A 17,168-nucleotide genomic window follows, 5' to 3' on the forward strand; every position below is an offset into this window, starting at 1 on the left:
ATCATGGGGGTCGAGACGGAGTACGGCATCACGGGCAAGTTAAGCCCCGATGACACCGCCCGTTATCTCTTCCGCCCCCTGGTGGAGAGGTATTCGTCGACAAATATCTTCACCCGCAACGCCTCGCGCCTCTACCTCGATGTCGGCGCGCACCCGGAGGTCGCCACCGGAGAGTGCGACACGCTCGGCCAACTCGTGCGCCACGAGCGCGCCGGCGACCACATGCTCAACGAGCTGGCCATCAAAGCGGAACAGGCACTAAGCGACGACAACATCGGCGGCAACGTCTACCTGTTTAAAAACAACGTCGACTCGGTGGGCAACTCCTACGGCTGCCACGAGAACTACCTGATCGGCCGGGATATGGTGCTCAAGGCGCTCGGCAAGCAGCTGCTGCCGTTCATGATCACCCGCCAGCTCATCGCCGGCGCCGGCCTGCTGCGCGACGGCGAGTTCTTGCTCTCGCAGCGCGCCGACCAGGTCTGGGAAGGCATCTCCTCGGCGACGACGCGGGCGCGGCCGATCATCAACACCCGCGACGAGCCGCACGGCGATTCGACGCGTTTCCGGCGCATGCACGTCATCGTCGGCGATTCGAACATGTCGGAGACGACGTTCGTGCTCAAGATCGGTGCCACCCAGCTGGCGCTCGAGATGCTCGAGGCGGGCTACGATCTTCCGGACTTCGAGTTGGATAACGCCATCGCGCACATCCGGGACATCTCCCGCGATCAGACCGGCTCCACCGAGCTGAAACTCAAAAGCGGGGGAGTGGTCACCGCCTTGGAGGTCCAGCGGGCGTTCTGCAGCCACGCGCGCACCTGGCTGGACGAACGCGAGCCGGATCCGGACATGGACTATGTCGTGGATCTGTGGGAACGCACCCTCGATGCGATCGAGACTCAAGACTTCTCGCAGGTGGACACGGAGATCGACTGGGTGATCAAGAAGAAGCTCCTCGAGCGCTACGCCGGGCGCGCCGACGACGCCAAGCTCGCCCAGATCGATCTCGCCTATCACGACATCCGCGAAGACCGCGGACTCTTCCACGTCTTATGCAAACGCGGTCTGGCCCGGCGCCTGACCACCGACGAGGAGATCGCCCAGGCCGTTAAGACCGCCCCGGAGACCACCCGCGCCCACCTGCGTGGGCGGGTGCTCAACGCCGCCGACAAGTACGGCGCGGAGGTGACCGTCGACTGGGTCAACATCAAATACGGCCAGGAGCGCATCGAGCTGCAGGACCCGTTCGCGACTGTCGACGAGCGGGTCGATGAGCTCATCACCCGCCTGGAGGCCGATCGTGGCGAGTAGGGACGACGATGTGCTGTATCGGCGTCAGAACCTCACGTTCGCGCTTTTGCATGCTCGTCGGCCCCGCAGCCGCGACTGGATCCGCCGGCACGTCGACGGCTACCAGAACGCCAGCGAGAAAACCCTCCAGCGCGACCTGCGCTACCTGCGCAGCATCGGCGTCCCGGTGACTATCACCCACGACGACGTGGGCATCTCCGCCGAGCACTACGAGCTGCCGCCGGTGACGTTTACGCCCGCCGAGGCGACCGTCATCGGGCTGGCCGGCGAACTCGGCCGCGCCGGAGAGATCGGCGCCTTTGCCCGCTCCGGGTGGACGAAGCTGGCCGCCGGCGGGGCCCGGAGGGATCTGTCCACCCCGCAGATGGCCACGCACACCTCCTACAACGACACCACCCGGCTCTCGCCCGGCTTCCTGACGCGGGTGCTGGCGGCCGTCGATAAGCAACGCCGCATCCGCTTCCAGTACCGACCCTCGCCGGCCGCCGCCAGCCAGACCCGCGAGATGGATGTCTGGGGCCTAGTGCCGCACGACGGGCGTGTCTACTTAGTCGGCCACGACCTCGACCGCGACGAGCCGCGGTGTTTCCGCGCGGTGCGGGTCTCCGGGGTGGAGGAGGCGGGCCCGGCGGAGCATCCGCCTGTCGACGACCTGCGCGCCGTGGTCCGCCAATCGCTGGATGCCCGCCGCGAGAGTGTCGATGCGGTGCTTTCGGCACCCGAGGATTACGCCGGTGAGCTCGGCGAGGCGCGAGATGGTGTCATCTCCCTCAAGAATGTGGACGCCGACTGGCTGGTGCGCACAGCCGCGGCCTATGCGCCGGAGGTCGTGGTGAAAGAACCCGCCGAGATCCGTCAACGCGTCGTGGCCCTGTTAGAGGAGGTCGCCGGTGAGTGAGATGAGCGAGCGGATGGCGAGTTTGGTGCGCGCGCTGAACCTCATCCCGTATTTCCGTGCGCACCCCGATAACAGCCTGTTCGAAGCCGCGCGCGATTTGGGTCTAAACCACCGACAGATGGTGGCCGACCTACAAAGGCTGCACACCTCGGGGGTGGGGATGTATACCGAGGAGCTCATCGATCTCACCTTCAACGCGAACCGCACCGAGGTCACCATCACCGAGGACCAAGGACTCACCGCGCCGCTGCGGCTGACCACCACCGAGGCCGGGGCGTTGCTGTTGATGCTGGAGTCGCTGGAGGAGCAGCTCGTCGATACCTCCGCGGTGCGCTCGGCGGCGCAGAAGATCCGCACCCTCGTGCGCGGCCGGGCCGGGGGTATCGCCGAGGCGGAACCAGAAGACGAAGACCCGGATCTGCTCGTGGTCAACGAGGCGCTGCGGAGAGGACAGAGGCTGCGTTTTCGCTATCACAACGTCAGCCGCAACGAGTGGCAGACGCGCATAGTCGATCCCGCCACACTCTATCTCCACGAGGGGCATACCTACCTCGCGGCCTGGGACGATAGCCGAAAGGCCCACCGCAAGTTCCGGCTCGATCGGATCCACGACGCTGAGCTTCTCGACGACACCGCCCACCCCCACCTGCAGAAACTGCCGAAGGCACCGTTCCGCTTCGACCAGGAAGCAGAAATCGAACTGCGCGAATCCGCGGCCTGGCTGGCGGAGTACCACGACATCACCTTGCAGGGGGAGGCAGAAGGCGGGTGGATCCCGGCCACGCTGCCTTTTGGCTCTTCAGACTGGCTGGTACGGTTTGCAGTACATCATGGTGACCGGCTGCGACTGGTGAGTCCGGCGGATTTGGCCCTTAAGGTTCGCCGCCGCGCTCAGGACGCGCTGGCCGCCTACCGTGATCACGATAGATAGAGCGCTAGATACCGAAAGGTCGTCATCACATGAGTATCGGTTTCGCGGAAATCGCGATCATCGTTTTGGTGATCGTCTTGCTGTTCGGCGCGAAGAAGCTGCCGGAGCTGGCCCGCTCCGTTGGCCGTTCGGGCCGTATCTTCAAATCCGAGATGCGGGAGATGAAGAACGAAGACGGCAAGGGCGCGGACCAGAACCAGGCTGCCCAGCAGGAGCAGGACTTCTGGGACCGCGAGGAAAACCAGCCGCGCCCCATCGAGCAGCAGCCGCAGCAGTCGAACCAGCAGGTGCCTTGGCAGCAGCAGCCGAATCAGCAGCAGAATCCGCCGCAGAACCAGTAACACATGAAGCGTCCGTTACTGCGGAGAAAGCCTAAGAAGTCCCCGACCGGCGAGATGACCCTCGTCGAGCACCTCAAGGAGCTGCGCCGCCGGGTCATTATCGCGGTGCTCGCCATGATCGCCGGCACCGTGATCGGTTTCATCTGGTACCAGCACTCCCCGCCCGGGGTGATGACCTTAGGCGAGATCGTCCGGGGGCCGTATTGCAGCTTGCCGCCGGAATACCGCGCCGACTTCACCGACAGCGGGGAATGCCGCCTTCTGGCCACCGGGCCCTTTGAGATGTTCCTGCTGCGTTTGAAGGTGGGCTTCTTGGCTGGCCTGGTGATCAGCTCGCCGATGTGGCTCTATCAGATCTGGGCGTTTATCACCCCCGGCCTGCACAAGGGCGAGCGCCGCTCGACGCTGCTGTTCGTCACCTCCGCGGTGACGCTGTTTGTCGCCGGCGCGCTGTTGGCGTACTTCATCGTCGATATCGGCCTGGAGTTTTTGCTGGGCATCGGCAGGGATACGCAGATCGCCGCCCTGACGGGGCAGAGCTACTACAACTTCGTGCTCGCGCTCATCGTGATCTTCGGCGTGAGCTTCGAGGTGCCGCTGATCATCGCGATGCTCAACATCGCCGGCCTGCTCGAGTACAACCAGGTCAAGGACAAGCGCCGCCTCATCTGGGTCTTGCTGTTCATCTTCGCCGCCGTGCTCACCCCCGGCCAGGAGCCGGTATCGATGGTTATCCTGGCGTTGAGCATGTGCGTCCTCGTCGAGCTGGCGTTCCAGTTCTGCCGGTTTAATGACCGCCGCCGCGGCATCGACAACGAGAGCTTCGACGACTTGGACGACGAAGAGGCCTCTCAGCTCGACTACCAGCCGGAGCCCGTGGCCGCCGCCACGGGTATCGACGAGCAGCCAGCCCCGCGGTCTACGCCGGTGAAGAACCGTCCGCCCGCGGGAGATTTCGACGACGTACTGTAGGGAGCATGTCTCATCTCGACGAGTTCACCTCCCGTCTGTCCTTCGACCTCGATGATTTCCAGCTCGAGGGTTGCCGCGTCGTCGAGAAAGACCAGGGGGTGCTCGTGTGCGCCCCGACGGGCGCCGGCAAAACGGTCGTCGGGGAGTTCGCCGTCGACCTGGCATTGCGTCGCGGCACGAAGTGCTTCTACACCACGCCGATCAAGGCGCTGAGCAACCAGAAGTACCACGATCTCTGCGAGGTCCACGGCGAGGAGGCCATCGGCCTACTCACCGGCGATGTGTCGATCAACCCGCGCGCGGATGTCGTCGTCATGACCACCGAGGTCCTGCGCAACATGATCTACGCCGAATCCGGCGATCTGCACCGGCTGAACTTCGTGGTCATGGACGAGATCCACTACCTCGCCGACCGGGATCGCGGCGCCGTGTGGGAGGAGATCATCCTCTCGCTCGACGAGTCGGTCTCCGTCATCGGGCTTTCGGCCACCGTGTCGAACTCCGAGGAGTTCGGCCGCTGGTTGCGCACCGTGCGCGGAGATACGGAGGTCATCGTCACTGACCGGCGTCCCGTCCCGCTGGATCAGTGGATGATGGTGGGCCGCCGCGTCTTCGAGATGTTCGAACCCGGCGGAGACCGCGTCAACGGCCAGCTCATGCACTATATCGGCCGCGTCGAGGAGTCGGAGGAGAAATACCGCCCGCTCGGCCGCCCGGAGGTCCTGCAGGTTCTGCAGGGGCGCAACATGCTGCCGGCGATCACCTTCATCTTCTCGCGCGCAGGTTGCGACGGCGCGCTAGCCCAGTGCCACCGCTCCCGGCTGATCCTCACCACGAAGGAGGAGGCCGAGGAGATCCGGCAGATCGTCAACGCCGGTGTGGAGGGTATTCCGGAAGAAGACCTCGAGGTGCTGCACTTTCGACGTTGGCGCTCGGCCTTGACCCGCGGTTTCGCCGCGCATCACGCGGGCATGTTGCCGGCGTTTCGCCACATCGTCGAAGAACTCTTCGTCAAAGGCCTGCTCAAGGCGGTCTTCGCCACGGAGACCCTCGCGCTCGGCATCAACATGCCGGCGCGCACGGTGGTGCTCGAGCGGTTGGTGAAGTTCAACGGCGAGGCGCATGTCGATCTCACTCCCGGCCAGTACACCCAGTTGACCGGCCGGGCGGGGCGCAGGGGTATCGACGTCCTCGGTAACGCCGTGGTCCAGTGGGCCGCGGCGATGGACCCGCGCGCCGTGGCCGGCTTGGCGTCGACATGCACCTACCCGCTGATCTCGACGTTTAGCCCCGGCTACAACATGGCCATCAACATGCTGAAGATGAATGGGTTAGACGAGTCGCTGCGGTTGATCGAGAAGTCTTTCGCGCAGTTCCAGGCCGATGGCTCGGTGGTCGACGACGTCCGCGCGATCGAGCGCGACCAGGAGCGCCTCGACGCCCTCGAATCCCAGCTTGAGGACGACTTCGAGCGCCTCGGGGTCGCGGGCACGATCGATGAGCTGGTCGATTACATCGAGACCCGGCGCCGGCTGACCGAAGAGGAGCGCGAGGCGAAGAAGCGGGCACGCACCGAGCGGGACAAGGAGACCACCGCGATCCTGGCGAAACTGCAGATCGGCGACGTGATCGCGGTGCCGGGCAAGAAGCGCCCGCAGCTGGCCGTGGTGATCACCCCCGCGAACCAGACGAAGGACCCGCGGCCGTGGGTGACCACGGAGCGTGGCTGGTCCGGGCGTATCGACGCCGCCGGCATCTCCGTCCCACCCATCATCGTCGGGCGGATGCGGGTGCCGAAGAACGTCCGCCACCAGCCCCGCAAAAATACCCGGTATGTGCTCTCGGAATTCAAGCGCCAGCACTTCGAGCGCCCGAAGAAGATGAAGGTGCGCTCGCGGGTTGCCGCGAAATACCGGAAGGCCGTCCAGGAACACCCGGTGCACAGCTGGCCGGATCGCGAAACGCTCGTGCGCGCGGCGGAGGACTACGCCCGGATCAGCCGGGAACAGAAGCGGCGTCGCCGGCGTGTCGACGGCGCCACCGACACCCTAGCCCGCACCTTCGAGCGCATCCTCGCTCTGCTCACGGAGATGGACTACGTCGAGATCGAACAGGGCCAGCCGGTCGTGACCGAGGAGGGCGAGCGCCTGGCGAAGGTCCACAGCTCCGCCGACTTGCTCGTCGCGCAGTGCCTCAAGCGCGGGATCTGGGAGAACCTGGACCCGGCGGAACTGGCCGCGGCGGTATCGACGTGCGCCTTCGAGAATCGCCGCGAGATCGCGCCGGCAGGGGAGAACGAGGTGCCGACCGACGCGATTGCCGACGCCATCGCCGGCACCCAGCGCGTGTGGGCGGAGCTCGCCGCCGACGAGCAGCGCCACCGCCTGCCGATCACCCGCGAGCCCGAAGCTGAGTTCGCCACCGCGATCCACCAGTGGGCCGCCGGCGCTCCGCTGGGTTATTGCCTCTCCGCGGCCGCGCACTCCGGCGCGGAGCTCACCCCAGGCGATTTCGTGCGCTCGTGTCTGCAGGTCAACGACCTGCTTGAGCAGGTCGCCAAGACCGGCTACTCAGACGCGCTGCGTAAAAACGCCCGCCGGGCGATCAACGCGATCTCCCGTGGGGTCGTGGCGGTGAGCGCTTAGGGTTCGGGCTGGTTGCTGTCCGTGGGTATGGTGCGCTTGCGCTGGTCGAAAGGAGGGGCTCCTAAACGAGTCCCACGCGGTCGAAACCAGTACTCCTTTAGGGGTGGCTGTTTTCGACCAGGCGAGTGCGTGAGCGTTCGGAGCAGCTTTCATAGGCGCCAGGCGATACTACTGGGAAAAGTGTGACTGATGGGACAGTCGGCCACTTACGCTCTGCATTCCGTCCATCGGCCCCGCATGGTGCTCTAACGCTGGTCGAAAGGAGGAGCCCCTAAACGAGTCCCACGCGGTCGAAAGGAGGAGTCCTTTCGATGTGGGAGAATTCGACCAGCGTTAACGCACCATAGGCTAAAGGCGGCAGGCGCGGTGGAACAGTCAGTTCGGCCAACTATCCGCGGCCAGCCTGATCCGCGTTTACACACATAACGCCCCCAGGCTTCTAGGCTCGGTGTCATGGCTACGACGTTCGGTAACCGCATCAACCGCGCCCGACAGATCCTTGCTGACAAAGGATGGGCGGGCCTACTCATCGGCCCCGGCCCGGAGCTGGCGTATTTCACCGGCCGCGACATCTTCTCGCACGAGCGGCTGACCTGCCTGGTCATCACCGCCGAGGAGACCCACCTCATCGCCCCGTCCACCGACGAACCCGGTGGCTGGTGTGATGGTGAGGATGCGCACCGGTTGGCCGTCGATAAGCTGCCGAAGGGTGATGTCGGACTGGGCTCCGGCTTCACCACCGCACATGTCCTGCGGTTCCAGGAGCTTATCGACGGCTCCACCCACCTCCTCCCCGAAGAAATCATGAGCGTGAAGGAGCGTGGTGAGATCGGAGAGCTCGCCCGCGCGGGAGCGGCGATCGACCGGGTGCACGCCCAGGTGCCGGAGCTGCTGCAGGCGGGGGTGACAGAGGAGGAGGTCGCGAAGCGGCTGGATGAGCTGATCCTGCACGAGCATGCGGAGGTGGACTTCGTCATCGTCGGCTCGGGACCGAACGGCGCGAACCCGCACCACAGCCATTCGGAGCGGGTGCTTCAGCCGGGCGATCCGGTGGTCGTGGATATCGGCGGCACCCTTGATTCCGGCTACCACTCGGATTCCACGCGCACCTATGTGGTTCCGGGCGGAGAGCCCCCGGCTGATTTCCTGAAGGCCTTCGACGCGGTGGCGGAAGGCTTCCGTGCTGCGTGCAACCTGGTGCGTCCCGGGGTCACCGCCGGTCAGCTCGACGAGGCGGCGCGCAGCGTGATCGAGAAGGCCGGCTTTGGGGAGTACTTCACCCACCGGTTGGGTCACGGGATTGGCCTGGCGGGGCATGAGCGGCCGTGGATCGTCGGTAATAATGACACCGTGATCGAGGAAAACATGACCTTCTCCATCGAGCCGGGCGTCTACGTGCCGGGGAAGTGGGGGATTCGCATCGAGGACATCGTCGTGGTGCGTGGCAGTGGCGCGGAGACTTTCAATCACCGCCCGCACGAGCTATGATGGTTGACATGACAACTAACGCTTTGTTTGTCGGGCATGGCTCCCCGATGAACGCCATCGAGACCAACGACTTCACTACCACCTGGGCGGATCTTGGGAGCACGATGCGCCCGCGCGCCATCCTGTCGGTCTCCGCGCACTGGTACACCCGCGGAAGCGGGGTGACCGCCATGGAATCGCCGAAGACCATCCACGACTTCTGGGGATTCCCGCCCGAGCTCTCCGAGCTGCAGTACAACGCCCCCGGCGATCCCGAGATCGCGCAGCTGGTGCGGGATATCGCCAAGCCGACCCTGGTCGAGGAGGACCACCAGTGGGGACTCGACCACGGCACGTGGAGCGTGTTGACGCATATGTTCCCGGAGGCCGACATCCCGGTCATCCAGCTTTCCATCGACGGAACGAAGCCGCTGGAGTACCACGTGGAGCTCGGCACCCGTCTGGCGCGGCTGGCGCAGGAGCACAACGTGCTCATCGTCGGCTCCGGCAACGTCGTGCACAACCTCTCCATGATCGACTGGAAGGCCGGTGATAAAGGCTTCGGATGGGCCGACGCCTTCGATGACGCCGGCCGCGAGATCATGCTCAACGATCCTGCGCGCCTGCCCTCGCTGGCCGATCACAGCGATTTTCGCCGCGCCGTGCCCACCCCCGATCACTTCCTGCCGCTGGCTTATATCGCCGGAGTGTCCGCGGCGCTGGATGACCCGTCGATCGAGACGTTCAACGATCGGCGCACCATGGGATCGCTGTCGATGACGGGATATACTGTCGCGGCATGACGATCCTCCTGCTCGGCGGCACCAGCGACATCGGCACGGCGCTTGTGCGCCGAATCTGCGCAGGCCAGCGCGTGGTGCTCGCCGCCCGCGATACCCCGAGGCTGCCCGAGTTCCCCGACGCCGCCAGCGTCGAAACCCGCACGTTCGAAGCAACCGACCTTGAGTCGCATCGCGAGCTCGTCGAATCAGTCGGCGAGATCGATACCGCCATCGTCGCCTTCGGCATCCTCGGCGACCAAGAGCGCGCCGAGCGCGATGAGCTGCACGCCGCCGAGATCGCGGATATCGACTACCGCACCCAAGTCTCCATGCTCACCGTGCTCGCCTCCCACATGAGCGCCGGCAAGATCGTGGCCTTTTCCTCCATCGCGGGCTGGCGCGCCCGACGCGCCAACTACGTCTACGGCTCGACGAAAGCCGGACTCGACGCCTTCTGCCAAGGCCTCGCCGATCGCCTCCACGGCAGCCCGCTGGAACTCTATGTCGCCCGTCCCGGTTTCGTGATCGGCTCCATGACCGAGGGGATGAAGCCGGCCCCGATGTCCGTGACCCCGGACGACGTGGCCGACGCCGTCGTCGAGCGCTTCGGGCGCCCCGGCACGTTCTGGATCCCACGTCGGCTCGCGGTCTTGGCCGCGATCATGCGTATCGTGCCGCGGTGCATCTGGCGCAAGATGCCGCGCTAGCTGCCCTTAAGCCCGCGCTGGGTGATTTCGTATTCGCCGTCGGCGGTGGCGAGGTACTCGGTGTGCGGTCCTTGCGGGCGTCCGCAGGCCCGATCACAGCCGACGACGTGCACGCGGCCGTGATCGGTGAGACGGGCGGCGTCGGTGCGGACGTCGGAAAGCGCATGCCTACACCTCGGCGCCCCGATGCAGGCCGTCACCCGCGCCCAGGGTGAGGCCGCGTCGAAACTCATGCCCAGCGGCGCGAGGATGCGCACGGCGGCCTCCGCGTGGCCGGCCGGTAGGTCGTGGATGAAAACGCTGCGCTGCGGGGTCAGCGAGACGTCGGCCTCGAGCGCGGCGAGCAGATCGAGCATCTTCGCCGTGAGTACCCCGAACGGCGTGATGCCGCCGAGGCTGACCGCGTCCTCGTCATCGAACCAGCCCAGCGGGGGTGTCGTGGCATCGTCGAGGGGAGAAGTGGTGTCGTCGCCAAGCGAGGTCAGCTCGAGGGAGAAATCCTTAGGGACCCGGCGGAACTGGAGGTTGGCGCGCGCGGTGATGTGGGCGTAGCCATCGGCGGTGTGGGCGGCGGCGCTGACGGCCGGCATGTCCGAGGCACAGATACGCCCGCCCGGGACTTCGATGCGGGCGGTGGTGCCATCCGCAGAGCTAAACAGGACCATGGCTACCGGAGTTTAGTAGGAGTCTGCGGTAGAGTGAGGACACGATGCCTCTCGTCATTTTTCTTTTCACTTACTTCGTCACGGAGGCCTTGGCCTTCTACGCGGTGGCCACCTGGATCGGTGTCGGGTGGGCGCTGCTCGCGCTGTTCGCGCTCATGTTCATCGGCGGCGCGTTCGGCTTCAGCCAACTCTCCTCCATCCGCCGCCAGGCCGCCCGGGGACAGATATCCGCCCCACGCGTCGCCGGCGATCTCGGCCTGACGTTTCTCGGCGTGCTGTTGAACGCGGCGCCGGGCTTCGTCACCAGTGCCTTCGGCCTGCTGCTCATCTTCCCGCCGACCCGCGCGTTCTTTAGGGGCCTGGCGGCTGGGAAGCTGACGAAGATCGGCACGCAGGTCTACGCGCGCTCGCGGCCGTCGACCTCCTATGGCACCTTCACCATAGATGAAGACACCGTCATCGACGAGGATCGGCGCGAGTGATCCTGGCACTGCAGCTGGCGCTCGGCGCCATTTCCGGGTGGCTGGCGTATACCTCGTATGCGCCGATTGGCTGGTGGCCGGCGGGAATCCTCGGTATCACCGGCCTTTTTGTGGCCTTGAGCATCGGCCGGCCCACGCTGTGGCGCGGGGCGGCGATCGGGTTCATACACGGCCTGGTGATGTATCTCTTCGCGCTGCCGTGGATCGGTGAGCTGGTTGGCGCGGTGCCGTATATCGCCTTAGCGATCTCCTGCGCGATCTACGCCTTGATCACCGGGGCGGGTGGCGCGGCGATGGCTCGCTGGCCGCTGGGCTTTCTGGCCTTCCCGTTTCTCTATGTCGCGGTGGAGCACCTGCGTTCGTCTTTCCCTTTCGGCGGTTTCGCCTGGGTGCGCCTCGCGTGGGGGCAGATCGACGGCCCGCTGGCCACGCTGGCGAGCTGGGGTGGGCCGGTGTTGGTGAGCTTCGCCGCCGCGCTGGCGGGCACGGGGCTGGCCGCAGTGATCTTAAGCCCGCGGGTTGCTGGGGCACTGACGCTGCTGCTCGTGGTGGCGGCCGGCCTCATCTCCGGGGTGGGGCAGACACGTTCGCTTGGCGACGTCAATGTGGCCGCCATCCAGGGCAACGTCCCGCGCCTGGGGCTGGATTTCAACGCCCAGCAGCGCGCGGTGCTCAACAACCACGTCCGTGTCACCGAGTCGCTCGAAGGGGATCCGGACTTGGTCTTCTGGCCGGAGAACTCCTCGGATGTGAACCCTTTCCTAGACCCGCAGGCCGCCGAGGCGATCACCCGGGCGGTGCAGAGTGTGGACGCGCCGGTGCTCGTCGGCACCATCACCGAAGATGAGCACGGCTACTACAACACCATGCAGGTCTTCGACCCCGACACCGGAGCAGGAGACTTCCACCGCAAGGTCTACCTTCAGCCTTTCGGCGAGTACATGCCGATGCGCGATTTCTTCGCGCTGTTTTCTGATTACGTGGAGCTCGCCGGCAACTTCTCGCCTGGTGACGGCAACTTCACCGTCGCAATGGACGGCACGACCATCGGGGTGGCCACCTGCTTCGAGGTCATCGTCGACGATGCGTATCGCACCGCCATCGAGCACGGCGCCCAGATCCTGACGACCCCGACCAACAACGCCACCTTCGGCTACTCCGATATGACCTACCAGCAGCTGGCGATGAGCCGCTTGCGCGCCATCGAGACCGACCGCGCGGTGGTTGTCGCCGCCACCTCCGGGGTCTCCGCAATCGTTCATCCCGACGGCTCCGTCAGCCAGCACACCGAGATCTTTGAGCCCGCCACCCTGAGCGAGAACCTGCCGCTGAAAGACACGGTGACGCCCGCAGTCCGGTTCGGCGAGATCATCGAATGGGTCCTGACTATCATAGGAGTGGTTCTGACCCTGGGCGCTGTCATCACCACCAGGTCCCGCCGATAGGAAGCGAGATTATGCCGCACTCCACCTTGGTCATCGTGCCGACCTACGACGAGATCGACAACATAGGCACCATCACCGGCCGCATCCTGGCTGCGCAGCCGGAGATCGATCTCCTCATCGTCGATGACAATTCCCCGGACGGTACCGGCGAGAAAGCCGACGAGCTCGCCGAGGCCAACGACAACGTCCACGTCTTCCACCGCAAGGAAAAAGACGGCCTGCTGGGCGCCTACCTCGCCGGCTTCCACTGGGGCTTAGAGCGCGACTACGAGGTCTTCGTCCAGATGGACGCCGACGGATCGCATGCCCCCGAGCAGCTGCAGCGCCTGCTCGACGAGATCGACGACGACGCCGACCTCGTCATCGGTTCGCGCTACGTCGAGGGCGGGGAGGTGGTCAACTGGCCGAAGGACCGCTTCGTGCTCTCGCGCGGGGGCAACCTCTACATCGGGCTGGCGCTGGGCACCGGGCTTACGGATATGACGGCGGGATACCGCGCTTATCGACGTGAAGTCCTCGAAACCATCGACATCGACACTCTTTCGCGCGCCGGCTACATTTTCCAGGTCGAGGCCGCTTTCCGCGCCTACCAGGAATCCTTCGACGTCCGCGAGGTGCCCATCACCTTCACCGAGCGCCAGCACGGCGAATCGAAGCTCGACGGCTCCTTCGTCAAGGACTCGCTGTTCGAGGTCACCCGCTGGGGCGTCGAACACCGCACCAACCAGGCCGTCGACATGGCCCAGGAGCTGGGCCGGTTCGCTAGCTACGAGTTCGAGCACTCCCGCCTCAACGGCCTGGGCCGACGGCTGGGCATTCGCCTGCGTAACCTGGGCAAGTTCGGCGGCGAGGTGGTCAGGATGGCCAACTACGAGGTGCAGCACTCCGAGCTTGCCCGGCTGCTGCGTCAGGCGCTGAAGAACCGCTAGGTGGGGCCTGGGGTGGCTCAACTCGGTAGGGCTTGAAGGGCGCGCCTTTTAAGCATCCTCCTTCAAGGGTTTGTGCAGCGCTTGGCCCGCAGTACTCGGCCCGCAGCACCACACCCCGCACACGACAACCGGCCCCGCCGAGCAACGAGTGCGTGGGCGGGGCCGGCGGACAAGGGGAGAGGCGGGTTACTTCTTCTTGGCCTCTTCCTCTTGCTTCTCCTTGAGCAGTTTGGCGGCGGTGCGGCGCCGCTTGCGCAGCATGTCGAGGCGCTCTTCGAGCAGCTCATCGAGCTCTTCGAGGGAGCGGCGCTCGCGCAGCATGTCCCAGTGGGTGCGCGGCGGCTTCTGCGGCTTGGACTTGACGCCCTCACCCTCGACGAGCTCGCCGACCTGGCCGTTCTTGCACAGCCATTCCTCTGGGATCTCCGCGTCGTCGGCGAACGGGACGTCGAAAATTGTGCCGTCCGGCGTCCGGTACTTCACCATCTGGCGCGGGGCCAGGTCGTGGTCACGGTCCGTCTCGTAGCTGACGGCACCCATGCGGCTGCCACGAAGCACGCGGTCTGCCATGCGTGATCATCCCTTTCGGCTGGGCGAATAAGTCCTCAAGAAGTATAACGACCCGGGTGTTCGATTTGTTCCGTCGGCTCGTCGAGTAGCATTGACGGAGTGTCCGAGACGAAGCCGACCTGCGCGTGGTGCGGTAGGGAAGTACCGCATCAGGGGCGAGGGCGTCCGCGTAAGTACTGCCGCCCGTCGTGTCGGCAGCGTGCCTATGAGCACCGGCAACGCTTAGCGGCTCACAGTTCGGATCCCGAAGCAGTTACCATGAGTCCGGAGAAGGTTCGTCGTTTGCATGACAACCTGTTTGAGCTCAGGTGTGCCGCGGAAGACATCGCCACCGCGGCACAGGAAGGTGCCGACGCCACCGAGATTCAACAGCTGAGCACGGAACTGGTGCAGCTGGCTCGGCGGATAGAGAGATTGGGGTAGATCCGTTGTCTGCAGGTCCTTTTACGAAGATCAATCCGAAGATCGTCATTACGGTCTTCGTGGTGCTCATCGTGCTGCTGACCCTCGTGGCCGTCGTCCCGGTGGTCTGGGGGCTTCTGACGGGCCCGGGCGTGCGCACCGAGCCCGTCGATACCTCAAAGACCCAACCCGCGAGCACGGAGCTGGACGGCGAGTGGACGATTGTCGACGGCGAGCGCCCGAACACGACGGCGGTGGGCTTTACCTTCGAGGAGCTTCTGCCGAGTGACGCGCGGGTGACCAGTGGCACGACCTTCGATGTCGTCGGGGAGGCGACCATCGAGCAGGAAACGCTCACGGCCGGCCACGTTGAAGTTGACATGACAACTATTGGTTCCGATCGGGATGTCCGCGACGAGAACGTGCGCCGCAAACTCTTCGAGACCGATCAATATCCGACGTCGAGCTTTAAGATCACCGAGCCGATCGATCTGTCGCACCTGCCGGAAGACGGTAGCGCGGGCGAAATCGAGGTCACCGGCGATCTGACCATCAAGGATCAGACGCACGAGATTAGCGATACGTTTAAGGCCGTGCGTGACGACGATCAACTGCTCATCTCCGGAGCGCCGATTATCAACCGCAACGAGTTCGGCGTCGAGTCGCCGGAGATGATCGCCGCGGAGATCGCCGACGAGGGCGAGCTCAACATCCGCCTGGCGTTCGCGAAGGAGGGTTAGATGCTCGCCGCGCTGTGGGTCCGGCTCATCCTTCTCATCGCCTTCGTCATCTTCGTCGCGGTGCAGCAGATGTGGTTGCTCGCCGGCATCGGGATCATTCTCATCGCGGTAACTGTCTGGCAGTTGGCAGGGGTCTACCGTCAACGCGGCGACAATACGTCACAGTGACGTTAATAGCGGGCATAACGGCACGCCAGCTTCCGGCGCCCGCACGTTAATAATGCGCCGATAATGTACATTATGTCATTTTAGATTCGGTATACTCCTACCTCATGCTGAACAATCTCAAACGAGTGCGCACCCGTCACCTCGCGCTCGCCAAGAACTCCTCCGAGCCCATCTCTATGCTCACCGCCTATGACGCCCTCACTGCCCGCGTCTTCGACGAGGCCGGCATCGACGTCCTCCTCGTTGGCGACTCCGCCGCCAACGTCATGCTGGGTCTCGACTCCACGCTCGAGATCACCCTCGACGAGATCATCATGATGGCCCGTGCCGTCACTCGCGCTACGAGGCGCGCCCTGGTGGTCGTCGACATGCCTTTCGGCACCTATGAAGCCAGCGACGAGGATGCCGTCCGCAACGCCGTGCGCATCATGCGCGAGACTGGCGCCGCCGCCGTGAAGCTCGAGGGCGCCCGCACCTCCACCATCGGCCGCATCGTCGACGCCGGCATCCCCGTCATGGGGCATCTCGGCTTCACCCCGCAGTCGGTGCACGCGCTCGGCGGTCACCGCGTCCAGGGCCGCGACGCGGATGCTGCGCGCCTCATCGAGAAAGCCCGCGCCGTCGAGGCCGCCGGGGCATTTTCGTTGGTCGTCGAAATGATTCCCGCGGCCGTGGGTGCGGACGTCTCGGCGGCTGTCGATATCCCCGTCATCGGCATCGGCGCAGGCAACGGCACCGACGGCCAGGTCCTCGTCTGGGCCGACGCCATGGGCATGAGCGCACATTCTCCGTCGTTTGTGCGCCAGTACGCCGCACTTGGCGATCAGCTCCGCCAGGCCGCCGAGTCCTACCGTAATGACGTGCGCGAACGCACGTTTCCCTCAACACAGGAGTCCTTCGATCACTAATGCGCGTTATTGAAAACCCGGCCGATTTCCCCACGCTTGAAGGCACGGTGGGCTTCGTTCCCACCATGGGGGCGCTTCACGACGGCCACGCCTCCCTCATCACCGCCGCCCGCACAAACAACGACACCGTGGTGGTGAGCGTCTTCGTCAATCCCCTCCAGTTCAACGAGCCGGAAGATTATGACAACTACCCCCGGGATCTCGACTCTGACCTTAAGTTTCTTTCCGAACTCGGAGTCGATATCGTGCTCGCGCCCACCGTGGAGCACATGTATCCCGGCGGTGGGCCGATCGTGACGGTGAGCACCGGCGAGATGGGCACCGTGCTCGAGGGCGCGTCCCGGCCGGGGCATTTCGATGGCGTGGCGACGGTCGTCGCCAAGCTTTTTAACATCGTGCGCCCTCACCGGGCCTACTTTGGGCAGAAGGATGCGCAGCAGGTGGCCGTCGTGAAGCGGCTGGTCGCAGACCTCAACCTAGGTGTGGAGATCCTGGCCGCGCCGATCGTGCGGGCCGCCGACGGGCTCGCGGAATCGAGCCGCAACCGGCGTCTCTCCCCCGCCGAACGCGAGCAAGCGCTCGCGCTTCCGCGCGCGCTGGAGGCGCTGGCCGAGGGCGCAGATCTTGCGCACGTGCGCGCACGCCTGGCTGCTGAGGTCGATGTCGATTACCTCGTGGTGGTCGATCCCGAGACGCTGAGCGAGACGCGCGAGCGTCCGGCGTTGGCTCTCGGGGCGGTGTGGGTGGGCCCGGTGCGGCTGATCGATAACCGAGAGATCTGAGACGTTCCCGTCTCATTGCG

Annotated in this window: 19 protein-coding genes; 17 read left to right on the forward strand and 2 right to left on the reverse strand. The window is 65.1% G+C overall.

Annotated elements, in window-relative coordinates:
* Positions 1–3: 3 nt before the first annotated feature.
* The 9 genes from pafA to C3B44_RS05710 all read left to right on the forward strand — a co-directional run bounded on the left by pafA (position 4) and on the right by C3B44_RS05710 (position 10,057).
* The gene (gene pafA, locus C3B44_RS05670) at positions 4–1,314 is read left to right on the forward strand and encodes a Pup--protein ligase (protein ID WP_108432582.1); all 1,311 of its coding nucleotides are present in this window, start codon (positions 4–6) and stop codon (positions 1,312–1,314) included.
* Positions 1,304–2,212, forward strand: coding sequence for a helix-turn-helix transcriptional regulator (locus C3B44_RS05675; RefSeq protein WP_108431519.1), 909 nt, complete (start codon positions 1,304–1,306; stop codon positions 2,210–2,212). The genes pafA and C3B44_RS05675 overlap by 11 nt, the downstream gene beginning before the upstream one ends.
* Position 2,213: 1 nt before the next feature.
* A complete protein-coding gene (locus tag C3B44_RS05680; protein ID WP_108431520.1) occupies positions 2,214–3,143 on the forward strand; it encodes a helix-turn-helix transcriptional regulator in 930 nt (309 codons plus the stop codon).
* 29 nt (positions 3,144–3,172) lie between these two features.
* Positions 3,173–3,484: a Sec-independent protein translocase subunit TatA gene (gene tatA / locus C3B44_RS05685; RefSeq protein WP_108431521.1), complete on the forward strand. Its 312-nt coding sequence runs from the start codon at positions 3,173–3,175 to the stop codon at positions 3,482–3,484.
* 3 nt (positions 3,485–3,487) lie between these two features.
* A complete protein-coding gene (gene tatC / locus C3B44_RS05690; protein ID WP_235840386.1) occupies positions 3,488–4,456 on the forward strand; it encodes a twin-arginine translocase subunit TatC in 969 nt (322 codons plus the stop codon).
* Positions 4,457–4,461: 5 nt separating this feature from the next.
* Positions 4,462–7,101 carry a DEAD/DEAH box helicase gene (locus C3B44_RS05695; RefSeq protein ID WP_108431523.1) on the forward strand — a complete coding sequence of 880 codons (2,640 nt, stop codon included), beginning with the start codon at positions 4,462–4,464 and terminating at the stop codon, positions 7,099–7,101.
* Between the two features lie 453 nt (positions 7,102–7,554).
* Complete coding sequence (locus tag C3B44_RS05700; protein ID WP_108431524.1) at positions 7,555–8,589, forward strand: M24 family metallopeptidase; 1,035 nt, start codon at positions 7,555–7,557, stop codon at positions 8,587–8,589.
* Between the two features lie 8 nt (positions 8,590–8,597).
* Entirely contained in the window at positions 8,598–9,371 is a 774-nt protein-coding gene (gene ygiD / locus C3B44_RS05705; protein ID WP_108432583.1) for a 4,5-DOPA-extradiol-dioxygenase, read from the forward strand.
* A complete protein-coding gene (locus tag C3B44_RS05710; RefSeq protein WP_108431525.1) occupies positions 9,368–10,057 on the forward strand; it encodes an SDR family NAD(P)-dependent oxidoreductase in 690 nt (229 codons plus the stop codon). Before ygiD ends, C3B44_RS05710 begins: the two co-directional genes overlap by 4 nt.
* Here the strand turns inward: C3B44_RS05710 and C3B44_RS05715 are convergent.
* Complete coding sequence (locus tag C3B44_RS05715; protein WP_108431526.1) at positions 10,054–10,722, reverse strand: hypothetical protein; 669 nt, start codon at positions 10,720–10,722, stop codon at positions 10,054–10,056. The genes C3B44_RS05710 and C3B44_RS05715 overlap by 4 nt on opposite strands.
* 44 nt (positions 10,723–10,766) lie before the next feature.
* Between C3B44_RS05715 and C3B44_RS05720 the strand changes: the two genes are divergently transcribed.
* The 3 genes from C3B44_RS05720 to C3B44_RS05730 are packed head-to-tail and all read left to right on the forward strand — an operon-like array spanning position 10,767 to position 13,578.
* Entirely contained in the window at positions 10,767–11,204 is a 438-nt protein-coding gene (locus C3B44_RS05720; protein ID WP_108431527.1) for an FxsA family protein, read from the forward strand.
* The gene (gene lnt, locus C3B44_RS05725) at positions 11,201–12,649 is read left to right on the forward strand and encodes an apolipoprotein N-acyltransferase (protein ID WP_108431528.1); all 1,449 of its coding nucleotides are present in this window, start codon (positions 11,201–11,203) and stop codon (positions 12,647–12,649) included. The genes C3B44_RS05720 and lnt overlap by 4 nt, the downstream gene beginning before the upstream one ends.
* Before the next feature lie 11 nt (positions 12,650–12,660).
* Positions 12,661–13,578 (forward strand): polyprenol monophosphomannose synthase, encoded by a 918-nt coding sequence (locus tag C3B44_RS05730; protein WP_108431529.1) that lies wholly within the window; start codon positions 12,661–12,663, stop codon positions 13,576–13,578.
* Positions 13,579–13,764: 186 nt separating this feature from the next.
* Here C3B44_RS05730 and C3B44_RS05735 read toward each other — a convergent pair whose 3' ends face one another.
* The gene (locus tag C3B44_RS05735; protein WP_108431530.1) at positions 13,765–14,148 is read right to left on the reverse strand and encodes an RNA polymerase-binding protein RbpA; all 384 of its coding nucleotides are present in this window, start codon (positions 14,146–14,148) and stop codon (positions 13,765–13,767) included.
* A gap of 99 nt (positions 14,149–14,247) precedes the next feature.
* Here C3B44_RS05735 and C3B44_RS05740 point away from each other — a divergent pair, with 99 nt between their 5' ends.
* The 5 genes from C3B44_RS05740 (at position 14,248) to panC (ending at position 17,148) form a co-directional block, all read left to right on the forward strand.
* Positions 14,248–14,571 (forward strand): hypothetical protein, encoded by a 324-nt coding sequence (locus tag C3B44_RS05740; protein ID WP_108431531.1) that lies wholly within the window; start codon positions 14,248–14,250, stop codon positions 14,569–14,571.
* A gap of 5 nt (positions 14,572–14,576) precedes the next feature.
* Positions 14,577–15,290: a YceI family protein gene (locus C3B44_RS05745; RefSeq protein ID WP_108431532.1), complete on the forward strand. Its 714-nt coding sequence runs from the start codon at positions 14,577–14,579 to the stop codon at positions 15,288–15,290.
* The gene (locus C3B44_RS11755) at positions 15,291–15,458 is read left to right on the forward strand and encodes a hypothetical protein (RefSeq protein WP_199222392.1); all 168 of its coding nucleotides are present in this window, start codon (positions 15,291–15,293) and stop codon (positions 15,456–15,458) included. It abuts the gene before it with no gap.
* Between the two features lie 104 nt (positions 15,459–15,562).
* A complete protein-coding gene (panB, locus tag C3B44_RS05750; protein WP_108431533.1) occupies positions 15,563–16,366 on the forward strand; it encodes a 3-methyl-2-oxobutanoate hydroxymethyltransferase in 804 nt (267 codons plus the stop codon).
* The gene (gene panC, locus C3B44_RS05755; RefSeq protein WP_108431534.1) at positions 16,366–17,148 is read left to right on the forward strand and encodes a pantoate--beta-alanine ligase; all 783 of its coding nucleotides are present in this window, start codon (positions 16,366–16,368) and stop codon (positions 17,146–17,148) included. Before panB ends, panC begins: the two co-directional genes overlap by 1 nt.
* The last annotated feature ends 20 nt before the right edge of the window (positions 17,149–17,168 follow it).

Source organism: Corynebacterium yudongzhengii (genome assembly GCF_003065405.1).
GTDB classification, from domain to species: Bacteria; Actinomycetota; Actinomycetes; order Mycobacteriales; family Mycobacteriaceae; genus Corynebacterium; species Corynebacterium yudongzhengii.